Source organism: Buttiauxella sp. WJP83, assembly GCF_027594725.1.
GTDB lineage: Bacteria > Pseudomonadota > Gammaproteobacteria > Enterobacterales > Enterobacteriaceae > Buttiauxella > Buttiauxella selenatireducens.
On sequence record NZ_CP110080.1, the window covers coordinates 3417951 to 3441951 of the forward strand.

The 24001-nt window shown below is 49.9% G+C and carries 18 protein-coding genes, 1 tRNA gene and 1 pseudogene; 10 read left to right on the plus strand and 10 right to left on the minus strand.

The window, feature by feature from the left end; all coding sequences use genetic code 11:
• The first annotated feature begins 14 nt into the window (after positions 1-14).
• The gene (ptsP, locus tag OH773_RS15885; protein ID WP_270139865.1) at positions 15-2510 is read left to right on the plus strand and encodes a phosphoenolpyruvate--protein phosphotransferase; all 2496 of its coding nucleotides are present in this window, start codon (positions 15-17) and stop codon (positions 2508-2510) included.
• On the opposite strand, the gene OH773_RS15890 is transcribed toward ptsP, so the two are convergent.
• A complete protein-coding gene (locus OH773_RS15890) occupies positions 2507-3364 on the minus strand; it encodes an AraC family transcriptional regulator (protein ID WP_270139867.1) in 858 nt (285 codons plus the stop codon). The genes ptsP and OH773_RS15890 overlap by 4 nt on opposite strands.
• 150 nt (positions 3365-3514) lie before the next feature.
• Between OH773_RS15890 and OH773_RS15895 the strand changes: the two genes are divergently transcribed.
• Positions 3515-3664 (plus strand): hypothetical protein, encoded by a 150-nt coding sequence (locus OH773_RS15895; RefSeq protein ID WP_270139869.1) that lies wholly within the window; start codon positions 3515-3517, stop codon positions 3662-3664.
• 43 nt (positions 3665-3707) lie between these two features.
• On the opposite strand, the gene OH773_RS15900 is transcribed toward OH773_RS15895, so the two are convergent.
• Entirely contained in the window at positions 3708-4538 is an 831-nt protein-coding gene (locus OH773_RS15900; protein WP_270139871.1) for an alpha/beta fold hydrolase, read from the minus strand.
• Positions 4539-4908: 370 nt separating this feature from the next.
• Here OH773_RS15900 and OH773_RS15905 point away from each other — a divergent pair, with 370 nt between their 5' ends.
• Both OH773_RS15905 and rnk read left to right on the plus strand, forming a co-directional pair.
• Positions 4909-6285, plus strand: a complete 1377-nt coding sequence (locus tag OH773_RS15905) for a GntP family permease (protein WP_270139874.1) — start codon at positions 4909-4911, stop codon at positions 6283-6285.
• Positions 6286-6445: 160 nt separating this feature from the next.
• On the plus strand, positions 6446-6856 hold the full coding sequence (rnk, locus tag OH773_RS15910; RefSeq protein ID WP_270139876.1) for a nucleoside diphosphate kinase regulator: 411 nt from the start codon (positions 6446-6448) through the stop codon (positions 6854-6856).
• A 30-nt stretch (positions 6857-6886) separates the two neighbouring features.
• Here rnk and malI read toward each other — a convergent pair whose 3' ends face one another.
• From malI to OH773_RS15930, 4 genes are all read right to left on the minus strand, one after another.
• Positions 6887-7903 carry a Mal regulon transcriptional regulator MalI gene (gene malI, locus OH773_RS15915; RefSeq protein WP_270139878.1) on the minus strand — a complete coding sequence of 339 codons (1017 nt, stop codon included), beginning with the start codon at positions 7901-7903 and terminating at the stop codon, positions 6887-6889.
• A 91-nt stretch (positions 7904-7994) separates the two neighbouring features.
• Entirely contained in the window at positions 7995-9494 is a 1500-nt protein-coding gene (locus tag OH773_RS15920) for a PTS transporter subunit EIIC (RefSeq protein ID WP_270139880.1), read from the minus strand.
• 326 nt (positions 9495-9820) lie between these two features.
• Entirely contained in the window at positions 9821-11878 is a 2058-nt protein-coding gene (locus OH773_RS15925; protein ID WP_270139882.1) for a beta-galactosidase, read from the minus strand.
• An 11-nt stretch (positions 11879-11889) separates the two neighbouring features.
• Positions 11890-13122 (minus strand): oligosaccharide MFS transporter, encoded by a 1233-nt coding sequence (locus OH773_RS15930; protein ID WP_270139885.1) that lies wholly within the window; start codon positions 13120-13122, stop codon positions 11890-11892.
• A gap of 346 nt (positions 13123-13468) precedes the next feature.
• Between OH773_RS15930 and OH773_RS15935 the strand changes: the two are divergent.
• A pseudogene (locus tag OH773_RS15935) lies at positions 13469-14458 on the plus strand (LacI family DNA-binding transcriptional regulator); the annotation flags it as partial.
• Positions 14459-14520: 62 nt separating this feature from the next.
• Here OH773_RS15935 and ybcJ read toward each other — a convergent pair.
• On the minus strand, positions 14521-14733 hold the full coding sequence (ybcJ, locus tag OH773_RS15940; RefSeq protein ID WP_121265615.1) for a ribosome-associated protein YbcJ: 213 nt from the start codon (positions 14731-14733) through the stop codon (positions 14521-14523).
• Between the two features lies 1 nt (position 14734).
• The gene (gene folD / locus OH773_RS15945; protein WP_183271170.1) at positions 14735-15601 is read right to left on the minus strand and encodes a bifunctional methylenetetrahydrofolate dehydrogenase/methenyltetrahydrofolate cyclohydrolase FolD; all 867 of its coding nucleotides are present in this window, start codon (positions 15599-15601) and stop codon (positions 14735-14737) included.
• A 198-nt stretch (positions 15602-15799) separates the two neighbouring features.
• Between folD and OH773_RS15950 the strand changes: the two genes are divergently transcribed.
• Together OH773_RS15950 and OH773_RS22455 are read left to right on the plus strand one after the other, a co-directional pair.
• Positions 15800-15876 (plus strand) — tRNA-Arg (locus tag OH773_RS15950).
• A gap of 161 nt (positions 15877-16037) precedes the next feature.
• Positions 16038-16091 carry a hypothetical protein gene (locus tag OH773_RS22455; protein WP_442865690.1) on the plus strand — a complete coding sequence of 18 codons (54 nt, stop codon included), beginning with the start codon at positions 16038-16040 and terminating at the stop codon, positions 16089-16091.
• Between the two features lie 20 nt (positions 16092-16111).
• Here the strand turns inward: OH773_RS22455 and OH773_RS15955 are convergent, their stop codons facing one another.
• Both OH773_RS15955 and OH773_RS15960 read right to left on the minus strand, forming a co-directional pair.
• On the minus strand, positions 16112-17551 hold the full coding sequence (locus tag OH773_RS15955) for a capsule assembly Wzi family protein (RefSeq protein ID WP_270139893.1): 1440 nt from the start codon (positions 17549-17551) through the stop codon (positions 16112-16114).
• Positions 17552-17580: 29 nt separating this feature from the next.
• Positions 17581-18222, minus strand: a complete 642-nt coding sequence (locus tag OH773_RS15960; RefSeq protein WP_270139895.1) for a helix-turn-helix transcriptional regulator — start codon at positions 18220-18222, stop codon at positions 17581-17583.
• A gap of 1013 nt (positions 18223-19235) precedes the next feature.
• On the opposite strand from OH773_RS15960, the gene OH773_RS15965 reads away from it, so the two are divergent.
• The 3 genes from OH773_RS15965 (at position 19236) to OH773_RS15975 (ending at position 23996) form a co-directional block, all read left to right on the plus strand.
• Positions 19236-19697 (plus strand): multidrug/biocide efflux PACE transporter, encoded by a 462-nt coding sequence (locus OH773_RS15965; RefSeq protein ID WP_270139897.1) that lies wholly within the window; start codon positions 19236-19238, stop codon positions 19695-19697.
• Positions 19698-19816: 119 nt separating this feature from the next.
• Complete coding sequence (locus OH773_RS15970) at positions 19817-21046, plus strand: amino acid permease (RefSeq protein ID WP_270139899.1); 1230 nt, start codon at positions 19817-19819, stop codon at positions 21044-21046.
• Positions 21047-21257: 211 nt separating this feature from the next.
• A complete protein-coding gene (locus OH773_RS15975) occupies positions 21258-23996 on the plus strand; it encodes a 2-oxoglutarate dehydrogenase E1 component (RefSeq protein WP_270139901.1) in 2739 nt (912 codons plus the stop codon).
• The last annotated feature ends 5 nt before the right edge of the window (positions 23997-24001 follow it).

Here is a 24001-nt window from a genome sequence, read left to right on the forward strand (position 1 = left end):
AACTGGAGTAGTTTATGCTCAAAATTGATTTTATTTGTCCGTTGCCAAACGGCCTGCATGCGCGCCCTGCCTGGGAATTAAAAGAGCAATGCGCGCCTTATGCCTGCGAGATAACGTTTATTAATCACCGTTTGAATCAGCAAGCTGACGCGAAAAGCTCACTGGCGCTGATCAGCACCGGCACGCTGTTTAACGACCCATGCAGTCTGGAAATTAAAGGTATTGATGAGGAGAAAGCCTGGCGCAACATCGAGCCTTATATTCAGCAGCGTTTTGCCGATAGCGACAGCGAAATTCAGGCAGAAATCCCGGATCATAGCCGCCCTCTTCCCCGTTCGTTACTGCGCCTCAACCCGACGTTGATTTACGGCAATGGCATCGCTCCGGGGGTTGGAGAAGGCCAGTTATTTATTTTCCGCTCAACCAGCCTTGAAGCCTATCGCAGCCAGCCCGCCAGCGTGCAGGACAGCACGTTACTTGAGCACAGTCTGGCTACTCTTGCCGAGCAGCTTAATCAGCAACTTACGGAACTGGACGGTCAGAGTAAACCGATTATTAACGCCCATTTGTCGCTCATTCAGGATAATGAGTTTGGCGGGAACATTCGCCGCCAAATGGCGCAGCATCGTATGAGTCTGGGCGCGGCTGTGCTCGAAAATATGCATACGGTGTGTCAAAAACTGTCGCAATCAGCCAGTGAATACTTGCGTGAGCGCGTTTCAGATATTCAGGATATTACGGTTCGTCTGCTGCAAATCGCCTATCCACACGTCAGTGTGAGCAAAGGGATTACGCTGGTTGAACCGACCATTCTGGTTGCCGATGACATCACCCCCAGCCAATTTTTAAGCCTCGATAAACAGTTTTTAAAAGGCATGGTACTGGCAAAAACGGGGCGCACCTCGCACACATTAATCCTCGCGCGTGCCGCAGGTATTCCTGTGTTGAGCGGCATAGAGACTGCGCAAGTGCAGTATCTGGCGGAACAATTCGTGATCATCGATGCAAATGGTGGCGTGTTAGTCACACAGCCCGATGACGCCGTGCGCGGGTATTATCACGTCGCGTACAATTTGGCCGAACGGCAACATCAGCTGCAGCTTGAAGCCGCGGGTTTAAAAGCACAAACCGCTGACGGAATGGCAATCGAACTGTCCGCTAATATTGGCAGCGCGCTGGAAGCCCCTGCGGCCTTTGCCAATGGTGCCGAAGGTGTCGGCCTGTTTCGAACCGAAATGCTCTTTATGGATCGCGACAGCGCCCCCGATGAGCAGGAACAGTTCGAAGCCTATCAACAGGTTTTGTTAGACGCGGGCGACAAACCGGTGATTTTCCGCACCATGGATATCGGCGGTGATAAAAAAATCAGTTACCTGAATATTGGCGAAGAAGAAAACCCATTCCTTGGCTACCGCGCCGTGCGTATTTACCCTGAATTTACCGATTTATTCACCCACCAGTTGCGCGCCATTTTACGTGCCGCCGCCTGGGGCAACGCGCGCCTGATGATCCCGATGGTTCATACGCTCGATGAAATCTTGTGGGTAAAACAGCAGCTAAAAAATGCGATTGCCGCGTTAAAAGAAGAAGGCTTACGCCACGCAGCGTCGATTGAGTTAGGGATTATGATCGAAGTGCCTTCGGTCTGTTTTATCATCGACCATTTCTGCGATGAGGTGGATTTCTTCAGCATCGGCTCCAATGATATGACTCAATATCTGTATGCCGTTGACCGCAATAATCCGCGTGTTGCACACCTCTACAACCCGATTACTCCCTCATTTTTGCGAATGCTGCGCCAGGTAATCGAGGTGGCGCATAAGCGCAACCGCTGGGTCGGGATTTGCGGTGAGTTAGGAGGAGAAACTCGCTATCTACCGCTGTTAGTTGGGCTGGGAATCGACGAGTTCAGTATGAGCAGCACGCGTATTCCTGCCGCAAAAGCATTGCTGCGCCAGCTGGATTCGGCCTCCTGCCGCAAACTGGCCGCACAAATTTGCGAGTGCCGCTCTGGCGAACAAATTGAACAACAGCTGGATACCTTTGCTTTACCGCAACACCATAAACCCCTGCTGGCGCTGGAAAATATCATTATCCCTGCCAACTTCACGCGCAAAGAACAGGTGATCCAATATTTGTGTGGCAACCTGGCGATCCAAGGCCGTACCCACAATCCGCAGGAATTAGAAGAAGATATCTGGGCGCGTGAAGAAATTGTAACCACCGCCGTCGGTTTCGGCATCGCCATCCCGCATACCAAATCCACGCATATTCAGCACTCGAGCATCAGCATTGCACGTTTACCGCAGCCTGTTGACTGGGAGTCAGAGATGGGCGAAGTCGAGTTAGTGATTATGCTCACGCTCGGTGCAAACGAAGGGATGAATCACGTGAAAGTCTTTTCGCAACTGGCGCGAAAACTGGTGAATAAAACGTTCCGCCAGGCGTTATTTGCCGCTAACAGTGCGGAAGAGATGTTGGCATTACTGGAAAACGAGCTGCAATTTTAAAGAAATCGATCACGATACTCACCCGGCGTGACGCCAAATTCCCGTTTAAACAGGCGACTAAAATAGTCGCCATCCGGATAACCACAGCGTCGCGCCACTTCATCGATAGTCAGATGATATTTCTGCAAAATCATTTTTGCTTTTCCCATCCGTACCCAACGCAAATAGTCGACAAACCCCATATTTCCCTGCTGTTGAAATAGCCGTGAAACATGATTTGGGGTGATATTAAACAAGGTTGCGGTGTTTTCACGCGTCACGTCGCGGGCGTAATTATCCTGAATCCAGGTGCACATACTCTGGTAAAGAAACGGCCCACGAGCCAGTTTTTCAACGGTCGGTTCGGTCAGAATTTTTCGACAGCATTGTAATAAACTCAGGCACAGCGGCTGAATAATCGCCTGATCGTTCGGGTTGGTACCCAGGCTAGTTAGCGCCTGCAGCAAATGCACCAGTTCACCGCGATTGTGATGTGGGATTTCACATTTTCGCACCCGCTGAAACCCCTGCTGCCCGGCACGTTTATCATGAAACGTCAGGCTTAGATACGCTGGAGCAAACACAATCCCCAGCAGCAGAACATCTTTGTGCCATGCCGGCTGATTTACGCCATTGGCCGGAATAAACAACATATCCCCTTGTGCCAACGCCTTTTGCTCCGCTTCCAGAAAATTACCGTATTCACCGCGCAACACGATTTCCAGACGAGGAAATTTAACGCTGTAGCTGCCTGCGGGCGCACTCACTTGCGTCCGCGCAAACCAGCAGCGCTTCAGTTGACCAGGGTTAAGCACCACACCGCTAAAGAGCTCAGTAAAGAAACGCTGTTCGACGGGGTGAATCGTTGCAGACATGGCGGGAAATCCATTAGCAAATGAAGCTCAAGCCTACCCGAGCATTTTGTACAGTTAAATCATCATAAATACGGAAGTCAAAAAACAATCAGCTCACTATTAGTTCCGTGTTTGTAAACCTATGCTGTGTTTAACAAAAAGGAGGTCATCATGAACACAACAAAACGTTTCTTAACCCAGTTAAAAGATCAATTTGAATGCGAGGGTGAAAAACATAAATTGCTGGGATTTATCTGGCTCTCGCCTCAACAACGCTATGAAATTTTGAAAGAAATCATGTTGCCGGTCTCGGCGAAATGAAAAGACTAAAAGGCGGGTGATACATCGCTCACCCGCCCGGACGTTATCCTTTCAAGAACTCAAGTAAATCCGCATTTACCCGGTCTTTCTCGGTGGTACAAATGCCGTGGGATCCCCCTGCGTACACTTTGAAAATTGAGTTCGGCAATGTCGCCGCCGTGACTTTTCCGCAGGTTTCAAACGGTACAATCTGATCATCATCGCCATGAATAACCAGCGTTGGGATGGTCATTTTCTTCAGGTCTTCGCGCAAGTCAGTTTCAGAAAACGCTTTAATACAATCGTATAGCGCTTTGATCCCTCCCTGCATGCCCTGCTCGACAAAACTCTCCCTTACGCCTTCCGAGATTGTCGCCCCAGGACGGTTATAGCCATAAAACGCCAGGGTCAGCTCTTTGAAAAAGTCAGCCCGATTGGCACGCACACCTTCACGGATCCCGTCAAACACCTCAATGGGCACACCGTCAGGATTGAAATCAGTTTTCACCATGATCGGCGGTACAGCACTGATTAACACCGCTTTTGCGACGCGGCTGGTGCCATGACGGCCGATGTATCGCGCCACTTCACCACCACCAGTGGAGTGGCCGACATGGATGGCCTCTTTCAGATTCAAATGCGCGGTCAACTCCGCCAGATCGTCAGCATATTGATCCATATGATTTCCTTCCCAGGATTGCGATGAGCGACCATGCCCACGCCTGTCGTGAGCAATCACGCGGAATCCTTTCTGGCCCAGGAAAAACATCTGATCTTCAAACGCATCTGCTGTTAGCGGCCAGCCGTGGCTGAAAACCACCGGTTGCCCTTCTCCCCAATCCTTAAAATAAAGAGAACTGCCGTCCTTTAACGTGAGTTTGTCGTAATGGCTCATGGTATCTCCTCTTCAGGTGATGACTGCACAAAACACAAAAGTGATACGTGCATAGCCCCAACAGATTTCAAGAGACAGGTAAGAGGTGAATGAGAGAGCCGCTGACGCACCTGCGCCTTGAAAGATGAGGGGTATATAGAGGGTAATGCAATTTTTTCATCAGGCAGGTTGATTTGGGGCCATCAATTCGTCAGAGAGTGTTAATGAGGGTTTATGTTGATTGTTTGACCTTGCTCCCAAAACACCAATAAACAGCTTCAGCCCATTCCCGAGCAGCCAATGTTACCAGTACCATGTTACCGGTATCAGAAATGTGGTGAATAATGCAAAGGCTTCATTCACCTATAAATTCGGCGTAGAGGAAAAACAAATGACCGAAATAACAGCACATCTCGGCGCAGGGACCCTTCTTGGGATTGCAGCCTGTGCAGTTGTACTCCTACTTATCCTTATCATGCGTTTCAAAGTGCATGCTTTCCTGGCTTTAACTCTTGTGAGCGTCGTCGTCGCCATGGTGACAGGCGTGCCGTTCGATAAAATTGTCCCCACTATTTTGGGCGGTTTTGGTAGCACACTGGCAGGCGTTGCGCTGCTGGTTGGTCTTGGCGCGATGATTGGCCGCTTGCTAGAAATTTCTGGCGGGGCAAAAGTCCTTGCCGACACGCTAATCGGAACGTTTGGTTCACATCGTGCTCCGCTGGCGCTCGGTGTAGCATCGCTGCTGTTCGGCTTCCCCATCTTCTTTGATGCGGGTCTGGTCGTGATGCTGCCGATTATCTTCAGCGTGGCAAAACAATTCGGCGGTTCTACACTGAAGTATGCCTTGCCTGCTGCGGGTGCGTTTGCGGTTATGCACGCCCTGCTGCCACCGCATCCAGGCCCGGTTGCAGCCAGTGAAATACTGGGTGCCAATATCGGTCTGCTGGTGATCGTTGGCCTGATTATCGCGATCCCGACCTGGTATCTCGGCGCGTATCTGTTTGGTCTTTACGCCGGTAAAAAATTCGACGTTAAATTGCCTACTTCTTTCCTGGGCAGCGTAGAAGTCGATGCAAATCATAAGCCACCTGCGTTTGGCACCGTATTAACGATTCTGCTGCTGCCACTGGTGCTGATTTTCCTCGATACTGGCCTGAATACAGCGACCGTGCTCGGTTGGGTTAGCGGCGATAATACCGTGATTCAGTTACTGCGGATGTTGGGTAAAACCCCTATCGCACTGCTGATTACCGTCTTCTTCGCGCTTGCCGTCTTTAGTGGTCGTCACAGCCGCCAGCATCTTGAAAAAGTGTGTGATGGCGCACTTGGCCCAATCTGCGGCATCATTTTGGTGACGGGCGCGGGTGGTATGTTTGGTGGCGTTCTGCGTGCAAGTGGCATTGGTGATGCACTGGCGGGTGTGTTATCCGATACCGGTATGCCAGTCATTGTTGCTGCGTTCGTTATCTCTACCGCACTGCGTGTCGCGCAAGGTTCTGCAACGGTCGCTCTGACTACCACTGCCGCGTTGATTTCTCCAATGGTTGCCGTAACACCGGGTTTGAGCCAGTTCGACCTGTGCTTCATCGTGGTGGCCATTGCGGGTGGTGCGACCGTTCTGTCTCACGTGAACGACTCTGGCTTCTGGTTGGTTGGCCGTTTCCTCGAAATGGACGAGAAAACCACCCTGAAAACCTGGACCGTCATGGAAACATTGATCGGGTCTATCGCCTTCCTGTTCGCGCTGGTAGGTAGCATAATCCTGTAAACTGTGCTGTTATTAAAATGTGACTGAAGTCGCTTTAAACTAAGCGTTAAGCTCAGTATCATCAACACAGACCAAACCCTCGCTCATTGAGTGAGGGTTTTCTTTTGTAAGGTCCGCCATCAGACACAAGAGTGCCTGTTTTTTTTACATGGAGAGAATTATGTCCAGACCAGCCATTATCATTAATGAACTTGATGCCGAGCGTATCGACCGACTGCTGGAGCAACCACAATTTGCTAACCAGCCAGTTGCTCAGGCACTGAATATAGAACTGGACAGAGCAGAAATGCGTAAGCCTGAAGATATGCCGGCAGACGTCGTGACCATGAACAGCCGCGTGAAATTCCGCGATCTGGTCTCAAAAGAAGAGCATGTTCGCACGCTGGTTTACCCGGTAAACCTGACCGATAGCGACAACCAACTTTCTGTGATGGCACCCGTTGGTGCGGCACTGCTGGGTTTGCGTGTCGGTGCAACAATCAACTGGACGTTACCGAACGGTAACCAGACGCATCTGGAAGTGCTGGAGCTGCAATACCAGCCGGAAGCTGCGGGCGAATATCACCGTTAATGATTGCCCCCTTCATCGCGAAGGGGGACGTTATGCAGATTCCCGCAACACCAACTCTCCAGAAATAATAATCTTCTGTGACGGCAAAGCCGGCGTTTTTATCTTATTCACAATCAGCGTTGCGGCTTGTCGCCCGGCTTCTTCGCTGGATGCTGAAACATAGGTAAACCGGGGGGACGTGAGATTGATGTGCATCATATCTTCGAACCCAATCAGTGAAACTTGTTGGGTCAAAAACACATCTTTGCCGACGGTTCGTCCAACCTGCTGAATCCCATTCAGGCAGCCAATAATGGCTGATGGCGAATGGCAAAGCATGGCAGTAATTTTACTATTTTTTTCCAGCAATTGCCGGGTCAGACGCGCGGCAGCCTCAGTGTTATTTTCGCAAACGGGCGCCCACTCTTCGCGAAACGGCAGATCGTATTGCGCGAGTGCGTTGCGATAACCGAGTAAACGTTCTTCGCGTATCAGATTGGTCGCCGTGCCGCCCAAATAGGCGATATTTCGATGACCACGGTCAATCAGATAACGCGTCGCCTGGTGTCCCGCCTGGCGATTATCACGCCCAATCACATCCCGCCCACTGGTTACTGTCGATTCAGCAATGATCACGGTCGGCAGTGGACATTCGGCAATCAGGGCCGGTATGGAAGCTAATCGGTGATTGGCATCAAGATAGATAACCCCCGCTACGCCTTGCTGACTGAACGAGGTTAAACATTGTTGTAACTGCTCGATATCGTTTTGTGGGTGCCCAAGAAAAACCATATAACCTTGTTTTTCCAGATAATTAACCACACTCGCCATGACGTTGACGCAAAAGGAATCATTGAAATCCCTGATAATCAGGCCGATGAGATTTGAAGTGCTGGAACGCAGATTAGCCGCTGCCACATTATGAACATAGCCAAGCTGTTTAATCGCAGCATTGACCTTGTCGATGGTCGCCTCAGAGATCTTTCCTTTTTGACGCAGCACCAGTGAAACCGTGGAGACAGAAACGCCTGCCAGTTGTGCCACATCAATAATATTGACCTTTTTCATCCCGTTCCTGTCACCGATAATCCATAAAATTCAGCCCCCTGAAACATACAGGAGGCTGAGTCCTTTGCCTACATCTCACTCAGTAGTGGAACTACTTTCCAATCATCGTCGACATCGTCTGAGCAATAAACTGAGCGCGAGCGCCGAATATCACCTGGATACCGGAATCGCCGACAAACACCACGCCGCGTGCACCGAGGCTGTTAAGGCCATCTTTATCAACCTGATCGCTCTTCTCCACTTCCAGGCGCAAACGCGTAATACAGGAACCGACAGAGTTGATGTTCTCAGCGCCGCCCAGCAAACCAATGATATCGCCAGCCAGTTCGGTGTCTGTTTTGTCATTCGCATTCGCGGAAATGTCTGCACGGCCCGGCGTTTTTACATCAAAACGGCGAATCACATAGCGGAAAGTGAAGTAGTAAATCAGCGCCATTGGCACGCCGACGATAACTGCCGACAGGAAGTTGGTCTGATAACCGTTGAACGAAGGCAAAATCCCAAATGAAATGTAGTCAATCATCCCCGCTGAAAACGACTTGGCGATATGCGCATGCAGCAAATACATACACATATAAGACAGGCCAGCCATAATCGCGTTAAAGACATACAGGATTGGTGCGACGAAAATAAAGGTAAATTCAACCGGTTCAGTAATGCCCGTCAGGAAACAGGTCAACGCAGCAGAGAACAGAATACCGGCGGCAATCTTCTTATTTTTGGTGTTCGCTTCGTGATACATCGCCAGACACGCCGCAGGCAATGCAAACAGCATCAGCGGGAATTCACCTTGCATGAATTTACCGGCGTTGTGGTAACTGTCACTGCTGAATGATTTCACGCCCTCTTCGAGCATTTTGAACCAGATAGTTTGGTCACCGTGAATCACCTGTCCGGCATTCGTGGTGTATTCACCAAATGAATACCAGAACGAGGGATACCAGATATGGTGCAAGCCAAGCGGTATCAGCGCGCGTTCCACCAGGCCGAAGATAAAGGTTGAAAGCGCCTGGTTATCACCGTTCACAATCACCGACAGCGAATCAATACCGGACTGAATGTAAGACCAGATCCACGGCAACACCATGCCCAGCAGGAAGGATAAGAATGCCGTAGCGATAGCAACAAAACGCTTACCGGAGAAGAAACCGAGGAATTCAGGCAACTGCATGGTGTGGAATTTGTTATAGCACCAGGCCGCGAGAATACCGGAAATCAGGCCGCCAAATACGCCCATCTGCAAGGTCGGAATGCCCACCACCATGGCAAACTTCCCACCTGACGCCGCCATTTCTGGCGTGATATGCATCACCGTGCCAATCGTCATATTAATAATAAACACCGATACCGCCGCCGACAGCGCAGCAATACCTGATTCTGCCGCAAGCCCTACCGCCGAACCGATGGCAAACAGCATTGGCAGGTTGTCGAAAATCACCCCGCCCGCGTTCATCATCAATGGTAAATGGAATTTATCGCCAAAGGCCAGTAACAGACCCGCAGCAGGAAGTAGCGAGATCGGCAGCATTAAAGCACGCCCTATCATCGACAACTTAGATAACGATTTCGTAACGCTCGAAAGCAAACTCATAGACAATCCCCTGGTGTTGACGCCGCCATCGCGTTTTATTGATTTACGCGTTTTTATGCTAGGTAGAACGTTCTACTAGAACGTTCTACCTATACTGACGAAACGAATTTTTCCCGGCAACAAAAATCTGAGTTGTAGCCATACTGTTATCGAATATTTGAAGTCGCGCAGGTTTTAACCTGTTTTTTGTAGGGGATTAAAAACCTAAACTGGGGGGATTCAGACGGTCACTTGCCGGGTAGACTCGCGTCAACCGGCATTCGATGAAAGCACCGTAAACTGGCGCACCATCCCCCTCCGGTATCAGAGAGGGGGATGGTGTTCACTTAGGATTTGGCTAAAAAGACTTCCACGCCGAAAGCTGGAAGGGAATATTGGTGCCCGTTAATCCCCTCGCCATTTAACAACGGTTCCAGCAAACGGTTTCTTTCTGCCAACTCGAGAGTCAGCGCCTGGTCGCTAAAGTTTTGGACAAAAAGATACTCGTATCCGTCACCCTGCCTTGCGGTCGCCACAGCGCCCACAGGGAGTGACATCGACGTACAGGCATTCACCCCGTGTTGGCTTGCAATATGCTGGTAAAAATCATGCAGGAAATCACCGTCGGTTCTTGCGGCTACATACCAGGCTTGCCCTTTGCCATACTGGTTACGGGTGATTGCTGGCCTGCCCTGGTAAAAATCATGTTGATAAACCCCCAACACTTCCGCCGTTTCTGCATGAATCAAATCGCAAAGCTCTACACATTGGTATTCGCGAACCTGGCTACTCCACCCCGATGTGGTGATGCTGATTTGATTCGTTTCACCGTCATACAGACTGTCAATTTCTTCTGACCAGATGCCTAAAACTTCGCGCAGCGGTCCAGGGAAACCATTGGTGTAGCAAAGATCGTCTGGGTTAACGATCCCCGACCAGTAAGTCGAAATAAACACGCCGCCAGCCGCAACGAACGCATTCACTCGCTCGGCAAACTCTTCATTGACCATATAAAGCATCGGCGCAACCAGCACCCGATAGCGGCTGATATCGGACTGCTGAGAAACAATATCGACCGGAATGTTTTGCCGCCACAATGCCTGATAGTGCTGTTGTACGGTTTCTTCAAACTTGATGCCGCAGTTTCGCGGGCCTGCAGAATCGTTCACTGCCCAACGGTTATCCCAGTCGTAAACCATGGCCACATCAGCTTGATAGCCGGTTCCCGCCGCACCCGCCAGTTTCTCCAGCGCAATGCCTACCTGCTTCACATCCCGCCCGACACGCGTATTAACATGCCCAACGTGATCGACCACTGCACCGTGGAATTTTTCAATAGAGCCACGGCTTTTCCGCCACTGGAAATATTGAACAGAATCAGAACCATGAGCCACGGCTTGTAGCGCCGAAAGCTGATGCATCCCTGGCTTTTTTAACTTACTGACGGCTTGCCAGCTGGTTGTGCCAGGCGTGGACTCCATCAGTAAAAACGGCAGCCCAGGTTTAAGGCTTCTCATCAGATCAAAAGTGAAAGCCGTGTAAGAAGCCAGCTCCTGCTGATCCCGCGTCTGATGCCATTCGGGATAACTGTCCCAGGAGATAAAATCGACCTCCTCCGCCAGACGCCAATAATCGTAATCGTAAAACACGCCATGGAAATTCGTGGTCGCGGGCAACGACGGATTAAAAGGCTTAACGGCCTGAATCTCATGGCGGCAGAACAGGGCAACCTGTTCGCTCACAAAGCGCCGCCAGTCAACATTCAGCGCATGAACCGACTGCTCACCCAGCGGTCCTGGCGAATGAATCTGGTTCCAGCTTGAATATTCATGGCTCCAGAATGAGCTCCACCAGCGCTGGTTTAAGTTATCCAGCGTCTGATACTTATTCTTCAACCAGTCACGGAAACTCTGCTGGCAAATCTCGCAATGGCAATCCCCGCCATATTCATTGGAGATATGCCAGGCCAACACGGCCGGATGGTGCGAATAACGTCTTGCGAGCTGTTCGTTAATATTCTTTGTCAAACGCAAATACGCGGGTGACGAATAACAATGATTGTGCCGCTCGCCGTGCAAGTTTTTAGTCAGATCTTTATTGGTCCGCAAAACTTCTGGATATTTTTCACTGACCCACGCGGGCCTGGCACCGCTTGGGGTTGCCAGAAAAACAGAGATCCCGTTGGCATACAGTTTATCCAATATATTATCCAGCCAGGTGAACTGGTAATTCCCTTCTTCGGGCTCAAGTTTTGACCAACTAAATATCCCCACCGACATCACGTTGCATTTCGTTTCTTTCATCATCGCGATATCTTTTTCTAAAATATCAGGCTGATTCAGCCACTGGTCGGGATTGTAATCTGCACCGTGTAAAAAATTTAGTTTCGGAAATAACTTACTCATGACTGCCTCCGTTATGCTAACGACTCTCTCTCCTGAGAAAGGGTAATGACCGGGTCTTTTCTATTGCGTAGAGAGAACACTGAGAACAGCGTAAAGAGCCCTGAAATAATGCCAAGAATGATATAGGCGTTGGCAAAACCAATGGTGTCGTACAAATAGCCGACAACAGGTGAATAAACCGTGGTTGCAATGGATGCAGCAAACAGCACGAGCAAATAGATGGTGGATGATAATTTATGGTCGAAGTTCTGCGAGATAAATTTAAATACCGAAATTAAAATCAGTGGTTTTTCAATCGCATGCATCATTTTAACGGCAGCAATCCACACCGGACCAAGCGGTACCGCAGAACCCAGAATGCGCACTGACATTATCGTCCCGGCAATCACCAGTGCCCATTTTGCCCCGACGCGATTGACGAACCATGGCATCAGACCGAGGAATAATGTTTCGAAACAGACCTGAACCGAGGCCAGCGTGCCATACCATTTATTCCCTTCATCAACACTTGAGAACTGTAAGGAGAAATACTGGGCAAATTGCTGATCATAGGTGTCATAAATTTGCGTAACGAACAGCGTAAATATGATAAGCATCCAGAACTGTTTGTTTTTTGCCAGTTCAAAAACGTGCACCGCTTTTAATGACGAAGTCATTTTCTCTTCTTCAAGCGTGACTTCAATTTTGGTCATCATGAAACATACAGCGGCTAATACAATCGCAATACTCACCAACCAGAATGAGAGATTTGGGTTATCGTTAATATTGCGCCCCACAATATACGCTGCGGCAGCCCAACCTAAAGATCCCCACATTCTCACCCGCCCATATTCGAATGAATAACGACGGGAAATTTTATCGATATAAGAGTCAATCACGCCGCAGCCAGAGTTAAAAATAATCCCGAGATAGATGCCACCTAATACAGCACCTAACCAGAAAGAACTCACCAGAAGCGGTGCATAAACATAAATAAAGAACGGCCCAATTGGCAGCAGCAACGCGATGATCAGGAAGATTAACGATTTTTTAGTACCGAACTTGTCTGAGATAAAGCCAAAAAACGGCTGCATCGTCAGTGCGATAAAGGCGTTAATCGCATACAACCAGCCCGTTTTGGTGGCACTGATCCCCAGGTGCTGTGTCGTCCAGATAACAAAAAAGGCCATCGTCGACGACCAGGCAAACAAGTAAAGAAAATCGAAAATGCTTAAAAGAATGTAGTTCCTTTTGCCGGTAACCATCTTTTTCTTCCTCATGAAGGAACAGAGTCGGTGCTTCACTGAATACACAGTGAATAGCGTTCTTTTTTAGGGTTTAGTTTACGCTGCTGTGTTGGGTTAATGTGGTTAACCCAAAAATGTATGACGTTCACATCAGTGAGTTACATAAAATACCTGGCAAATCGTTCAAACAACCACCAGAGATGTAAACTGCAATCAACATCACATAACAAAATTTTAAACATGGCAAAAGGTGAAGCAGATCTCAAAATTCGGCCATGTGAACGTATGACATTTTGATATAGTGGAGATTCCGGGCAGGAAGAAACGGACCCGATTAGGCCGGATGATAACGTAAGGATTAAGGGTGAATAAAAATAGAAATGCAACGCTGGAAGATGTTGCCCGCCATGCCGGTGTCTCCTACCAGACGGTTTCTCGGGTACTCAACAAATCTGTGAATGTCGCCGAGAAAACGCGTATTCGCGTTGAGCAAGCCATCGAAGAATTGCGCTATGTGCCTAACCGCTTGGCGCAACAGTTAGTCGGTAAGCGCACGCTGACGTTAGGGCTTATCACCACGTCACTGGCCCTGCACGCACCTTCGCAAATCGCCGCCTCCGTTAAAATGCACGCCCGTGAAGCGGGTTATCAGGTGCTGATTTCGATGATTGATGAGAACGACGAGACGGCGATTCAGCAATCCATCAATGACTTCAAATCTCAATTTGTCGAAAAAATCGTTATCAACGTTCCACTTGAAACCCCATTTGCCAGAGCGATAGCCCGACAGAATAAAGATGTCACCTGCCTGTTTCTTGACGTCGCTCCAGACAGCGGCGTGTTTCACGTTATCTTCGACCCGGCGAATGGCACTCAGGAAAGTGTTAAGCGCTTAAGCGAACTCGGCCACAAAAACATCGCGCTACTGCCTGGCCCGCAATACTCGATTTCTGCACAGCTGCGTCTGGCGAGCTGGTTAAAAAGCCTCGAGGAATTCGGCTTAACGCCCTCGGCAGTCATTTTCGGCACATGGGATGCACAAAGCGGGTATGACGGCGCGCAGCAACTGATCAACGATAAGGTTGAATTCAGTGCCCTGCTGGCAGGAAACGATCAGATGGCACTGGGCGTGCTGAGCGCGCTACATAAGGCTCAGATCGAGGTACCGCAGCAGGTTTCTGTCATTGGCTACGATGATAGCTACGAAAGCGCATTCTTCACCCCTTCACTCACCACGGTGCGGCTGGATTTGGATACTCAGGGAAAAGAAGCGGTTGCCAGAGTGCTGGCCGCCACGCAGGGAAAGACGCCTGACAATTGCATTCTGCCAGCAGAATTTGTCTTACGCGATTCGATTACAGGACGATAACGCAGAAGGAAAACCCTCGCCCAAAAGCGAGGGTTTCGGCGGGAAGCTTACGCTTGAACGGTAATGCTCAGGCTTTCGAAGCTCACCGTCTGACCTGCAACAATTTTGCAGCGTTTGCGAGTTTCGACTTCGCCATCTACCTTCACCAGCCCTTCGGCAATCACCGCTTTCGCCTGTGCGCCGCTTTCACACCAGCCTTCCAGCTTCAGCAGATCGCATAATTCAACGTGTGGGTGTTTACCTAATGAGAAGGTCGCCATTTTACTCTCCATCGACATCATGATATTCCTCGCAAGCCTGCAAGGTATTCTGGATAAGAGTGGCGACGGTCATTGGGCCAACGCCACCCGGAACCGGCGTAATATACGAGGCTTTGGCTGCGGCTTCATCATAATTTACGTCGCCGACCACTTTGCCGCTCTCCAGACGGTTAATTCCCACGTCCACCACAATCGCCCCTTCCTTGATCCACTCGCCTGGAATAAAACCAGGTTTACCGACCGCGACAATCACCAGATCGGCGTTCTCGACGTGTTGGCGCAAGTTTTTGGTGAAGCGATGGGTCACGGTGGTGGTGCAACCCGCCAGCAGTAATTCCATACTCATTGGACGACCAACAATGTTAGATGCGCCAATCACCACGGCGTTCAGGCCATAGGTATCAATGCCGTAACGCTCAAGCAGCGTGACGATACCGCGCGGTGTGCAAGGGCGCAGACGCGGCGCACGCTGGCACAGGCGGCCAACGTTGTAGGGATGGAAACCATCCACATCTTTGTCCGGGTCGATACGTTCCAGAACTTTTACGTTATCGATGCCCGCAGGCAGTGGCAACTGCACCAAAATACCGTCGATTTCGTTATCTGCGTTGAGCGTATCAATCAGCTCCAGCAGTTCTGCTTCAGAGGTGGTGTCAGGCAAATCGTAGGAGCGAGAAATAAAACCAACTTCCTCACAAGCTTTACGTTTGCTACCGACATAAATCTGCGATGCGGGGTTCTCGCCAACCAGCACAACTGCCAGTCCTGGAGCACGTTTTCCAGCGGCAATTCGGGCTTTCACTTTTTCAGCAACTTCAAGCCGTACCTGCTGCGCAATCGTTTTACCGTCAATAATCTTTGCTGCCATCAGTCAGATGATTCCGTCTGTAATCAAAAAGGGAGGGGATTGTTTCTATTTTGTCAGAAGCGCGGCTCGCTGTCAGGCATTGTTAAGCGTTTATGCTCAATAGTCGCGCAGGCAGTTGAAAAGCCATTGACTAGAAAGGTACTGACCGTATAATCCGAGCGTTCCAAACGTAGTACGATACAAAACTGCACTTTCAGTGCGCCCTTAGCTCAGTTGGATAGAGCAACGGCCTTCTAAGCCGTAGGTCACAGGTTCGAGCCCTGTAGGGCGTACCACCCTCACTTATTTTAACGTATCCCTACGTCTGCTAAACCCAAAAAAATCAGCATACATAGCTGTATCCCCGTATCCCGAGGTCTACTCGTATCTATTGAAATCTAAAAGCAAGTGAATACATTTAGGGGTTCTGTCCGCCCTCAATAAAGGCGGATATATCGTGATTAAAAGAGGGCTTCTGATCCGGATTAATCATTTACCCGAACAATATTAGCACTTTTGAGCGTTGCATTTTTACTCAACCCACGGGAAAAACTCGAGTGTCAATCCAATGCCCGCATCATCAGATTGCTGGCTATCGTGGCGGACATACCAACTTTCCATTCCTATCGTCACATTATTCATTGGTGGAGAAGCCCAGCCCAGCGCCACACCTTTCATCGTGTCAGCCTCAGGATAAGAGTGATTAATCGCCTGCGAAGTTCGGTTGACCCTGGCCCACATCATTTTGGCACTCAGACGCTGTTCATTTTCCAGTACAACTTCTGTCTTCATTGAAAAACGCGTTCCATCCCCGCCCATCGCATCACCTAGTGAAGCGCCCTGCTGGTAATACCCTTCTTGATAACAGTAATGATAATAAACAATACCCGTATCTTTCATTCCGGAGCGAGTGTCAGCCCCTTCAAAATACCAGTTTACCTGCCGATTTCCCCACAGATGGTTCCCTTCAATTCCGCCAAGAAAGGTATTATGTGAGGGGAGAATGCCCGCCTGATCTTCGCCAATAACCTGCCCGTAAATCGATAGCGGAATTCCGCTAAGCGAGAACAACTTCCAGTTAAAGTCCGCTCCGGCCATTTGGTTACCGGGGTCACGAGTCTGGCTGCCAGTGTTATCCCGTCCCATAAACGCATCCCGAAACGAGGCCATATCGTTCGGACGGCCCTTCCCACCCCACATCATCACCCTTGAAAAGCCGATGTCGAAAGAATCCACTGGCGAGAGTGTGATTCGACCGCCGATGAGTTTGGGCTCTTCCGGGCGTTGATACTGACGCAATTGTCCGGCAGAAAGCTGATACTGCCAGTTCCCCATCCACGCAAGCCACGGGGATTCAAACGGTGACTGTTCGGCGCGCTGCATCAGAAATCCCGTGACCGGACGAGCCGCATCCGAGCGTATAAGACTGCCATCATGGCCGGGTCCCCACCACTGAGGGATCTCTCCGAAAGCGACCCACTGATTGAACACTTTCACCCCAGCAAAAGCGCCATTGAGATTTCCCTGCGTCACATCCTCAATATACTGATCGTGCTCCCGCTGTCCCTGGAGATTGATATCCCAGGATTCTCCACTGACTTCCACAGCCATGCTTAATCCAGAACCACTGGTACTGGAAGCGCCAAAGCCCGGCGGTAACGCTGATCTCGCCGATTGCGACCAGGCCACAGCTCTGAGAGGAGCTTTGATTTCACTGAGGCGACGTTCAACTCGCTGAATAACATTCTGCGCTCCCGGCTCCTTCTCAATACGAGCAGCGGCAAGTGCCCTTGTTATCTCCTCCTGACTGAGTGGCCAGGTGGAAAGATTTATGGCGATAACATGATGGTTATTAAGCCAGCCAAGATCGCTACTGAGCTGATTATCACTGGCAACCAGTCCGGCCGCATTAACCTGTACAGCCGCCCCCATCAGGGCTATTCCGAGTAATGAACAGGATGAAAGCTTCATCCCCTTCCTCTGTGTTTCGCTATAATTTTTCATTCCATGTGATTCACAAGAAAGTCTGGGGCATTATTTTTCAGTTTCTTCATCACATTCAGTAAACTGAGTAACTCATAGTCGGTATGCACATTAAACTTGCTCATGATCATTCTTTTATGAGCGAATACTGTTTTGGAGTTGATACTCAAAATCTGTGCAATTTGCTGTACGCTGACACCCTCAAAATAATGGGATGCAACCTTTACCTGTTGCGGTGACAGAGTTTTATGTCCACAGTCCTGGCAACTCCAGGGGCCAAAATCTAAAAACTCTTCACGACAACACTCCCATCCATAGCTAATCTTTTTAGCTATCCGGGTAATTGACTCATGACGATTGATTAAAATAATATTTCCAAAACAGAGCGGAAGGTCGTCAAATTGTGATTTTTGAGCTCCTTTATATATGCCAATGAGCAGGCTATTTTTCTTCCGAGCATAGAGCGTCGGGTGGCAGACAAAACATTCCCCCGGCAAAAGCCCCATAATAATGACATCCGCCTGGGCCACGTTTTTCTTATTTATACCGTTTATTAAGGAGATATTTTCATTAAACTGCTCGAGAAATATTTTACTCAACAGGGTGTGTATGCCGAGACGGTAAAAGCCATCGTCGCTATCAACAATAATTTTAATCATAAAATCCCATTAGTCATGGCAACTTACATTAACCCGGCTAAGCAATGAGGAGGTGTGTGGTCTGGATTGACTTGCTGAAACTACATAAAAGGGAAGGCTTCAGCTTCAGGCATAAAACTCCAGACAACTGTGCTAATAAGAACGCAAACAATCAACAATTTGATTATTATTTTAAAGTAATACATGGTGCCACCTGGGTATTTTATTTATAAAACACAGTGAAAAATCAAACGCATTGAATATAAATGGATATGAAGTACATACATGCAATTTTTATATAAAGAACATCTTCCAGTCAACATCTTTCGGGTCTACTGTTAGACCTACAGATTGCAATTATTCTGAATTTCTTTTTTAGCAATTAAATCATGGAGTAATAGAACCTTCCATTTCGCCCAACAATTCAAAGTTAAATCACCAGTCTACATATGGACTCACGGCATTATTACACCCCAAAAAAAATATTTAACCTCATTTTCATCTGGGGAGAATGTGTTTCATCAGAGATGAATAGCCTTAACAAGAAAAAATAAATCAACTATTTATCATGAGCAATGCGGTTATTACATTTCTATGCTTAAGACTTTCTGTATAACGCATATGATATTCGACATAAAAAAACCAGAGAAAATAATCCATTCATAAATGGATGCGGGACAGTCATGTGCTACTTATCTGGAAATCACATTAATACTCAAGGAATTATGCTATGAAAAAAAATATTATCGCTGCTGTTTCCATCATGTCTGCATTTTCTGTTTTCACATCTGAAAGCCTCTGATCGCCTGCAGACTGGTAAAGGTAACTGGCTTTTTTTTTCATCGCCAATGATGCCTGTATCGCCCCTACTTTAAAGGCGTGAAGTTAATCATTGACAAACGTCGTTAATGCTGACGTTGAGCAGCACTGATGTATCTGCTTTATCGATGGAATCTAACTTTTACATATCAGTTTAACCGATAACAATAGCGACCTGATCACGCCTATTCTGGCTTGCAACGAGGTTTCAGGTTATGCAGCACAACGATATTCAACGTAGGAAACTGCCGGAACGCATCTTCCACGCCGTCTGTTTCGAGGGTATTGCCACGGCGATCCTCGCCCCGACGACCGCCTGGCTAATGCAGCGCCCGGTGCTGGAGATGGGAGGATTAACCATTATCCTCGCCACCACAGCGATGATCTGGAACATCATCTATAACGCCGTTTTCGACAGATTGTGGCCGAGAAATAAAGTGATCCGCACTGCCAAAGTCCGCGCCCTGCACGCCCTCGGCTTTGAAGTCGGGTTTATTTTTATCGGCGTTGGCATTGTGTCGATGGTGCTGGGGGTGAGTCTGCTTCAGGCATTCACCCTGGAAATAGGCTTCTTTATTTTCTTCCTGCCGTACACCATGCTTTATAACTGGGCGTACGACACTCTGCGCGATCGTGTGATGACGCGACGCCAGCAGCAGCGAGCTATCACTGACTAACCCTCCCCGGCCGGAAATGCTTTCCGGCCTTCTTTCCCTGGCATCAACTGCGACCACAACGCATCAATATGGTAAAATAATCTTTGTTTCGTTGGTTTTATAGTTGATACATTTATCTCATGTTGAAAATCTGGTCTAAAGAAGAAACCCTCTGGAGCTTTGCCCTGTACGGCACTGCCGTGGGCGCAGGAACTTTGTTTCTGCCCATCCAACTGGGCTCCGCAGGCGCTATCGTTCTGCTCATCACCGCCCTCGTGGCATACCCACTCACCTATTGGCCGCACAGAGCCTTATGCCAGTTCATTCTCTCTGCCAGGACAAAAGGCAATGAAGGGATTACCGGTGCGGTCACCCATTACTATGGCAAGACCATCGGTAATCTGATCACCACGCTCTATTTTGTTGCGTTTTTTGTGGTGGTATTAATTTATGCCGTGGCAATTACTAATTCGCTCACCGAACAGCTGGCAAAACGCATGACGGTAGATTTGACCGTGCGGGTGCTGGTCAGTCTTGGCGTAGTGCTGGCGTTAAATCTGATCTTTCTGATGGGACGTCAGGCTACCATCCGGGTGATGGGTTTTCTGGTCTTCCCGCTAATCGCTTACTTCCTGTTGGTATCGTTGTATCTCACCGGCAGCTGGCAGCCCTCGCTGCTCACCAGCCAGGTGAACCTCGATCAGCACACGTTACACCAGGTGTGGATCTCCATTCCGGTGATGGTGTTCGCCTTTAGTCATACCCCGATTATTTCGACTTTTGCCGTCGACCGCCGTGAGAAGTATGGCGAAGCCGCAATGGGCAAATGCACCCGCATCATGAAGGTGACGTACCTGATTATCTGCCTGAGCGTGCTGTTCTTTGTCTTTAGTTGTCTGCTGTCGATCCCACCGTCGTACATCATCGCTGCAAAAGAAGAAGGGGTTACCATTCTCTCTGCGCTCTCTATGATGCCCTCCTCCCCTGCCTGGCTTGGGATTTCCGGTATCGTGGTGGCAATTGTCGCGATGTCGAAGTCCTTTCTCGGCACCTATTTTGGTGTGATTGAGGGGGCAACAGAGATAGTGAAATCCTCTTTAAATCAGGTAGGCGTGAAGAAGAGCCGGGCTTTTAACCGGGCCGTGTCGATTATCGGGGTATCTGTGATCACCTTTGTGGTGTGCTGCATTAATCCAAACGCCATCTCGATGATTTATGCCATCAGCGGACCTCTGATCGCCATCATCCTGTTCATTATGCCAACCTTATCGACGTATCTGATTCCGACGCTGAAGCCTTACCGCTCAATCGGCAGTTTGCTGACGCTGATTGTCGGTGTGCTGTGCGTGTCGGTGATGTTCATCGCCTGACCATAAATATGCAGCACGCGCGTTAAAAACGGCGTGCTGCAACCTCCTCTTCTCCCTGTGTCTCTAACCCCAGCCACTCCTCGCCATACTGTTCCTGTTTCCACTCACCTTTTCGCCCCCTTTAACTTATAACACATTGATTAATAACATTTCTCATTGTTGGTACGAATACTGCAATACAGCAGCAGTCTACGACCATCAGGAGAACAACATGGAAAACATGACCTCGCCCGGAACGCTGCTCAATGGAGACAATGCGACCTGGCTTGAAGAGTATTACCAGACCTGGTTGCACTCACCCGAACAGCTCCCCGAAGACTGGCGACATTTTTTTATTTCTCAGGAATTGTCTTCCACTGAACCCTGTTCATCGGTAATGGCGTCTGGTCCGGCATTAAAAAAACAGGCTGCCGTAACGCAGCTGATTCATGCCTGGCGAAATTTCGGACACCTCAGAGCGAAGCTGGACCCGCTGTCATTGGTGGAACTCCCCGACGTGCCACAGCTGACGCCCGTATTCTGGGGCTTAACGGAGGACGATTTACTTCAGGAATTTAACGTCACCTTCGGCGAACACAGTACCCAGATGCCTCTTAAGCAGATTATCTCCATGCTGGAACAGGCCTGGGCGGGAAGTCGCGCATATGAACTGGCGCATCTGGATAACCGTGAAGAAATTGCGTGGCTGCTGGCGCGTATTGAGCGCAGTAATGCGCCGCAGGCGGATGCACAAACCTGTCTGGAGCGATTCGAAAACCTGGTGGCCGCAGAAACGCTGGAACGCTACCTGCATACCCGTTACGTCGGTCAAAAACGCTTCTCGCTGGAAGGCGGGGAAAGCGCGATCCCAGCGCTGAATACGCTGGCGAAACGCGTACGTGAGCAAGGCGTAGATGAACTGGTCATTGGTATGGCGCATCGTGGGCGTCTGAACGTACTGGTCAATTTACTGGGTAAAGATCCGGCGCAGCTGTTTGCGGAATTCGAAGGAAAACAGACGATTGGCGCGGGCTCCGGCGATGTGAAATACCATATGGGGTATTCCTGCAATATGCAGACGCCAGCAGGGTTGCTGCACATTGCGCTGGCTTATAACCCGTCGCACCTGGAAATTGTTAACCCGGTGGTGCTTGGGCAGGTACGCGCGCGGCAGAATCGGCGTGGCGAAAATGGCCAGGCTTGCGTCATGGGCGTATTGATTCATGGCGATTCCGCGCTCGGTGGGCTTGGCGTAAACCAGACCACCTTTAACCTGTCGCAAACCACGGGCTACGGTACGGGTGGCACCGTTCATCTGGTGATCAACAACCAGGTCGGTTTTACCACTGCCTGTTTACAGGACATGCGCTCCTCACGTTACTGCACGGATATCGCCAAAATGGTGGCGGCACCGGTGATCCACGTTAACAGCGATGATGTGGACGCCGTATGTCAGGCGATTGAGCTCGCCTGCGACTGGCGCAATACCTTCCACCGCGACATCGTCCTCGATCTGGTCTGTTTCCGTAAGCACGGTCATAACGAAAGTGATGAACCTCGTCTGACGCAACCGCAGATGTATCAAGCGGTAGACACTCATCCGGGCACGCGCACCCGCTACGGCGACATGCTTTCCCGCCGCGGTGTTCTGACGCAAGCGTTGCAGGATGAAAAAGTCAGTGCGTACCGCGACTGGCTGGACGCCTGTCAGAAACGCGATCCGCTGCCAGCGCCGGATGCCACACATCCGTTCAGCGCTAACTGGGAAGGTTTAAGCAACCCACAGTGGAGCGCGCAGCCAGAAACCGCGCTGTCGGGTGAAGAGTTGACCCGTTACGGTGACCTCCTCACCACACTTCCACAAGACGTCGTCGCCCATCCCACCATTAAACGCCAGCTTGCTTTGCGCAAAGAGATGGCGGAAGGCGCTCAACCGGTGGATTGGGGGATGGCAGAAATGCTGGCTTATGCCTCGCTGGTCGATCAAGGCATCGGCGTACGTTTATCCGGCGAAGATTCTGGTCGCGGAACTTTCAGCCATCGCCATGCCGTTGTGCATAACCAGACGCAGGCAGGTCGCTATCTGCCGTTACAGCATATCCGCAAGGGACAAGCGTCTTTCGAGGTCTTTGACTCCGTATTGAACGAAGAAGCGCTACTGGCCTGGGAATACGGCTATTCCACCTCTGCACCACAGCAGCTGGTGATTTGGGAAGCGCAATTTGGCGATTTCGCCAATGGCGCCCAGGTCGCCATCGACCAGTTTATCTGCTCCGGTGAAACCAAATGGGGACGCTACAGCGGGTTAACCATTCTGCTGCCGCACGGCTACGACGGACAGGGGCCGGAGCACTCTTCTGGTCGCCCTGAGCGCTGGTTACAACTCTGCGCAGAACAAAACATGCATGTGGTGATGCCTGGAGATTCAGCGCAAATGTTCCACCTGTTGCGCGGGCAAGCGCTACGCCCAATGCGCAAACCGCTGGTGGTGTTTATGAGTAAGCGCCTGCTTCGCTTTAAAGGCGCGATGAGCGAGCTTTCAGCGTTTAGCTCAGGGAGTTTCAAACCAGTCATTACCGATACCTGGCCGCGGGATCCAGCGCAGGTTAAGCAGGTCATTCTGTGCAGTGGTCAGGTCTCTTACGACGCCCTGGAAGCCCGCAAACAGCGCGGTCTTGATGAGAGCGTGGCGATTGTACGCGTGGAGCAACTCTATCCATTCCCGACGGACGAGATCAACGCCGCACTGGCGCAATGGCCGCAGTGTTCACGCGGGGTCTGGCTACAGGAAGAACCAGAGAATCAGGGGGCGTGGCGACAAATTCATCATGAACTGACGGCGCTGAATAACCCGGTCTGGCATTACGCAGGCCGCCCGGCCGCGGCTGCACCGGCAACGGGTTATGGCCGCGTGCATAAACAACAAATTGACGATTTTCTTGCGGATGCGTTCGCGCACATCCAGCCATAAAAAAT

Excerpts from the sequence above, each read along its gene's own strand:
- OH773_RS15900 (WP_270139871.1), bottom strand. The coding sequence starts at position 4,538 with ATGAGCCATTACGACAAACTCACGTTAAAGGACGGCAGTTCTCTTTAT.
- OH773_RS15960 (WP_270139895.1), bottom strand. The coding sequence starts at position 18,222 with ATGATTAAAATTATTGTTGATAGCGACGATGGCTTTTACCGTCTCGGC.
- OH773_RS15930 (WP_270139885.1), bottom strand. The coding sequence starts at position 13,122 with ATGGTTACCGGCAAAAGGAACTACATTCTTTTAAGCATTTTCGATTTT.
- OH773_RS15925 (WP_270139882.1), bottom strand. The coding sequence starts at position 11,878 with ATGAGTAAGTTATTTCCGAAACTAAATTTTTTACACGGTGCAGATTAC.
- OH773_RS15890 (WP_270139867.1), bottom strand. The coding sequence starts at position 3,364 with ATGTCTGCAACGATTCACCCCGTCGAACAGCGTTTCTTTACTGAGCTC.
- OH773_RS15955 (WP_270139893.1), bottom strand. The coding sequence starts at position 17,551 with ATGAAGCTTTCATCCTGTTCATTACTCGGAATAGCCCTGATGGGGGCG.
- folD (WP_183271170.1), bottom strand. The coding sequence starts at position 15,601 with ATGGCAGCAAAGATTATTGACGGTAAAACGATTGCGCAGCAGGTACGG.
- OH773_RS15975 (WP_270139901.1), top strand. The coding sequence starts at position 21,258 with ATGGAAAACATGACCTCGCCCGGAACGCTGCTCAATGGAGACAATGCG.
- OH773_RS15895 (WP_270139869.1), top strand. The coding sequence starts at position 3,515 with ATGAACACAACAAAACGTTTCTTAACCCAGTTAAAAGATCAATTTGAA.
- rnk (WP_270139876.1), top strand. The coding sequence starts at position 6,446 with ATGTCCAGACCAGCCATTATCATTAATGAACTTGATGCCGAGCGTATC.
- malI (WP_270139878.1), bottom strand. The coding sequence starts at position 7,903 with ATGAAAAAGGTCAATATTATTGATGTGGCACAACTGGCAGGCGTTTCT.
- OH773_RS15970 (WP_270139899.1), top strand. The coding sequence starts at position 19,817 with ATGTTGAAAATCTGGTCTAAAGAAGAAACCCTCTGGAGCTTTGCCCTG.
- OH773_RS15905 (WP_270139874.1), top strand. The coding sequence starts at position 4,909 with ATGACCGAAATAACAGCACATCTCGGCGCAGGGACCCTTCTTGGGATT.
- OH773_RS15965 (WP_270139897.1), top strand. The coding sequence starts at position 19,236 with ATGCAGCACAACGATATTCAACGTAGGAAACTGCCGGAACGCATCTTC.
- ptsP (WP_270139865.1), top strand. The coding sequence starts at position 15 with ATGCTCAAAATTGATTTTATTTGTCCGTTGCCAAACGGCCTGCATGCG.
- OH773_RS15920 (WP_270139880.1), bottom strand. The coding sequence starts at position 9,494 with ATGAGTTTGCTTTCGAGCGTTACGAAATCGTTATCTAAGTTGTCGATG.
- ybcJ (WP_121265615.1), bottom strand. The coding sequence starts at position 14,733 with ATGGCGACCTTCTCATTAGGTAAACACCCACACGTTGAATTATGCGAT.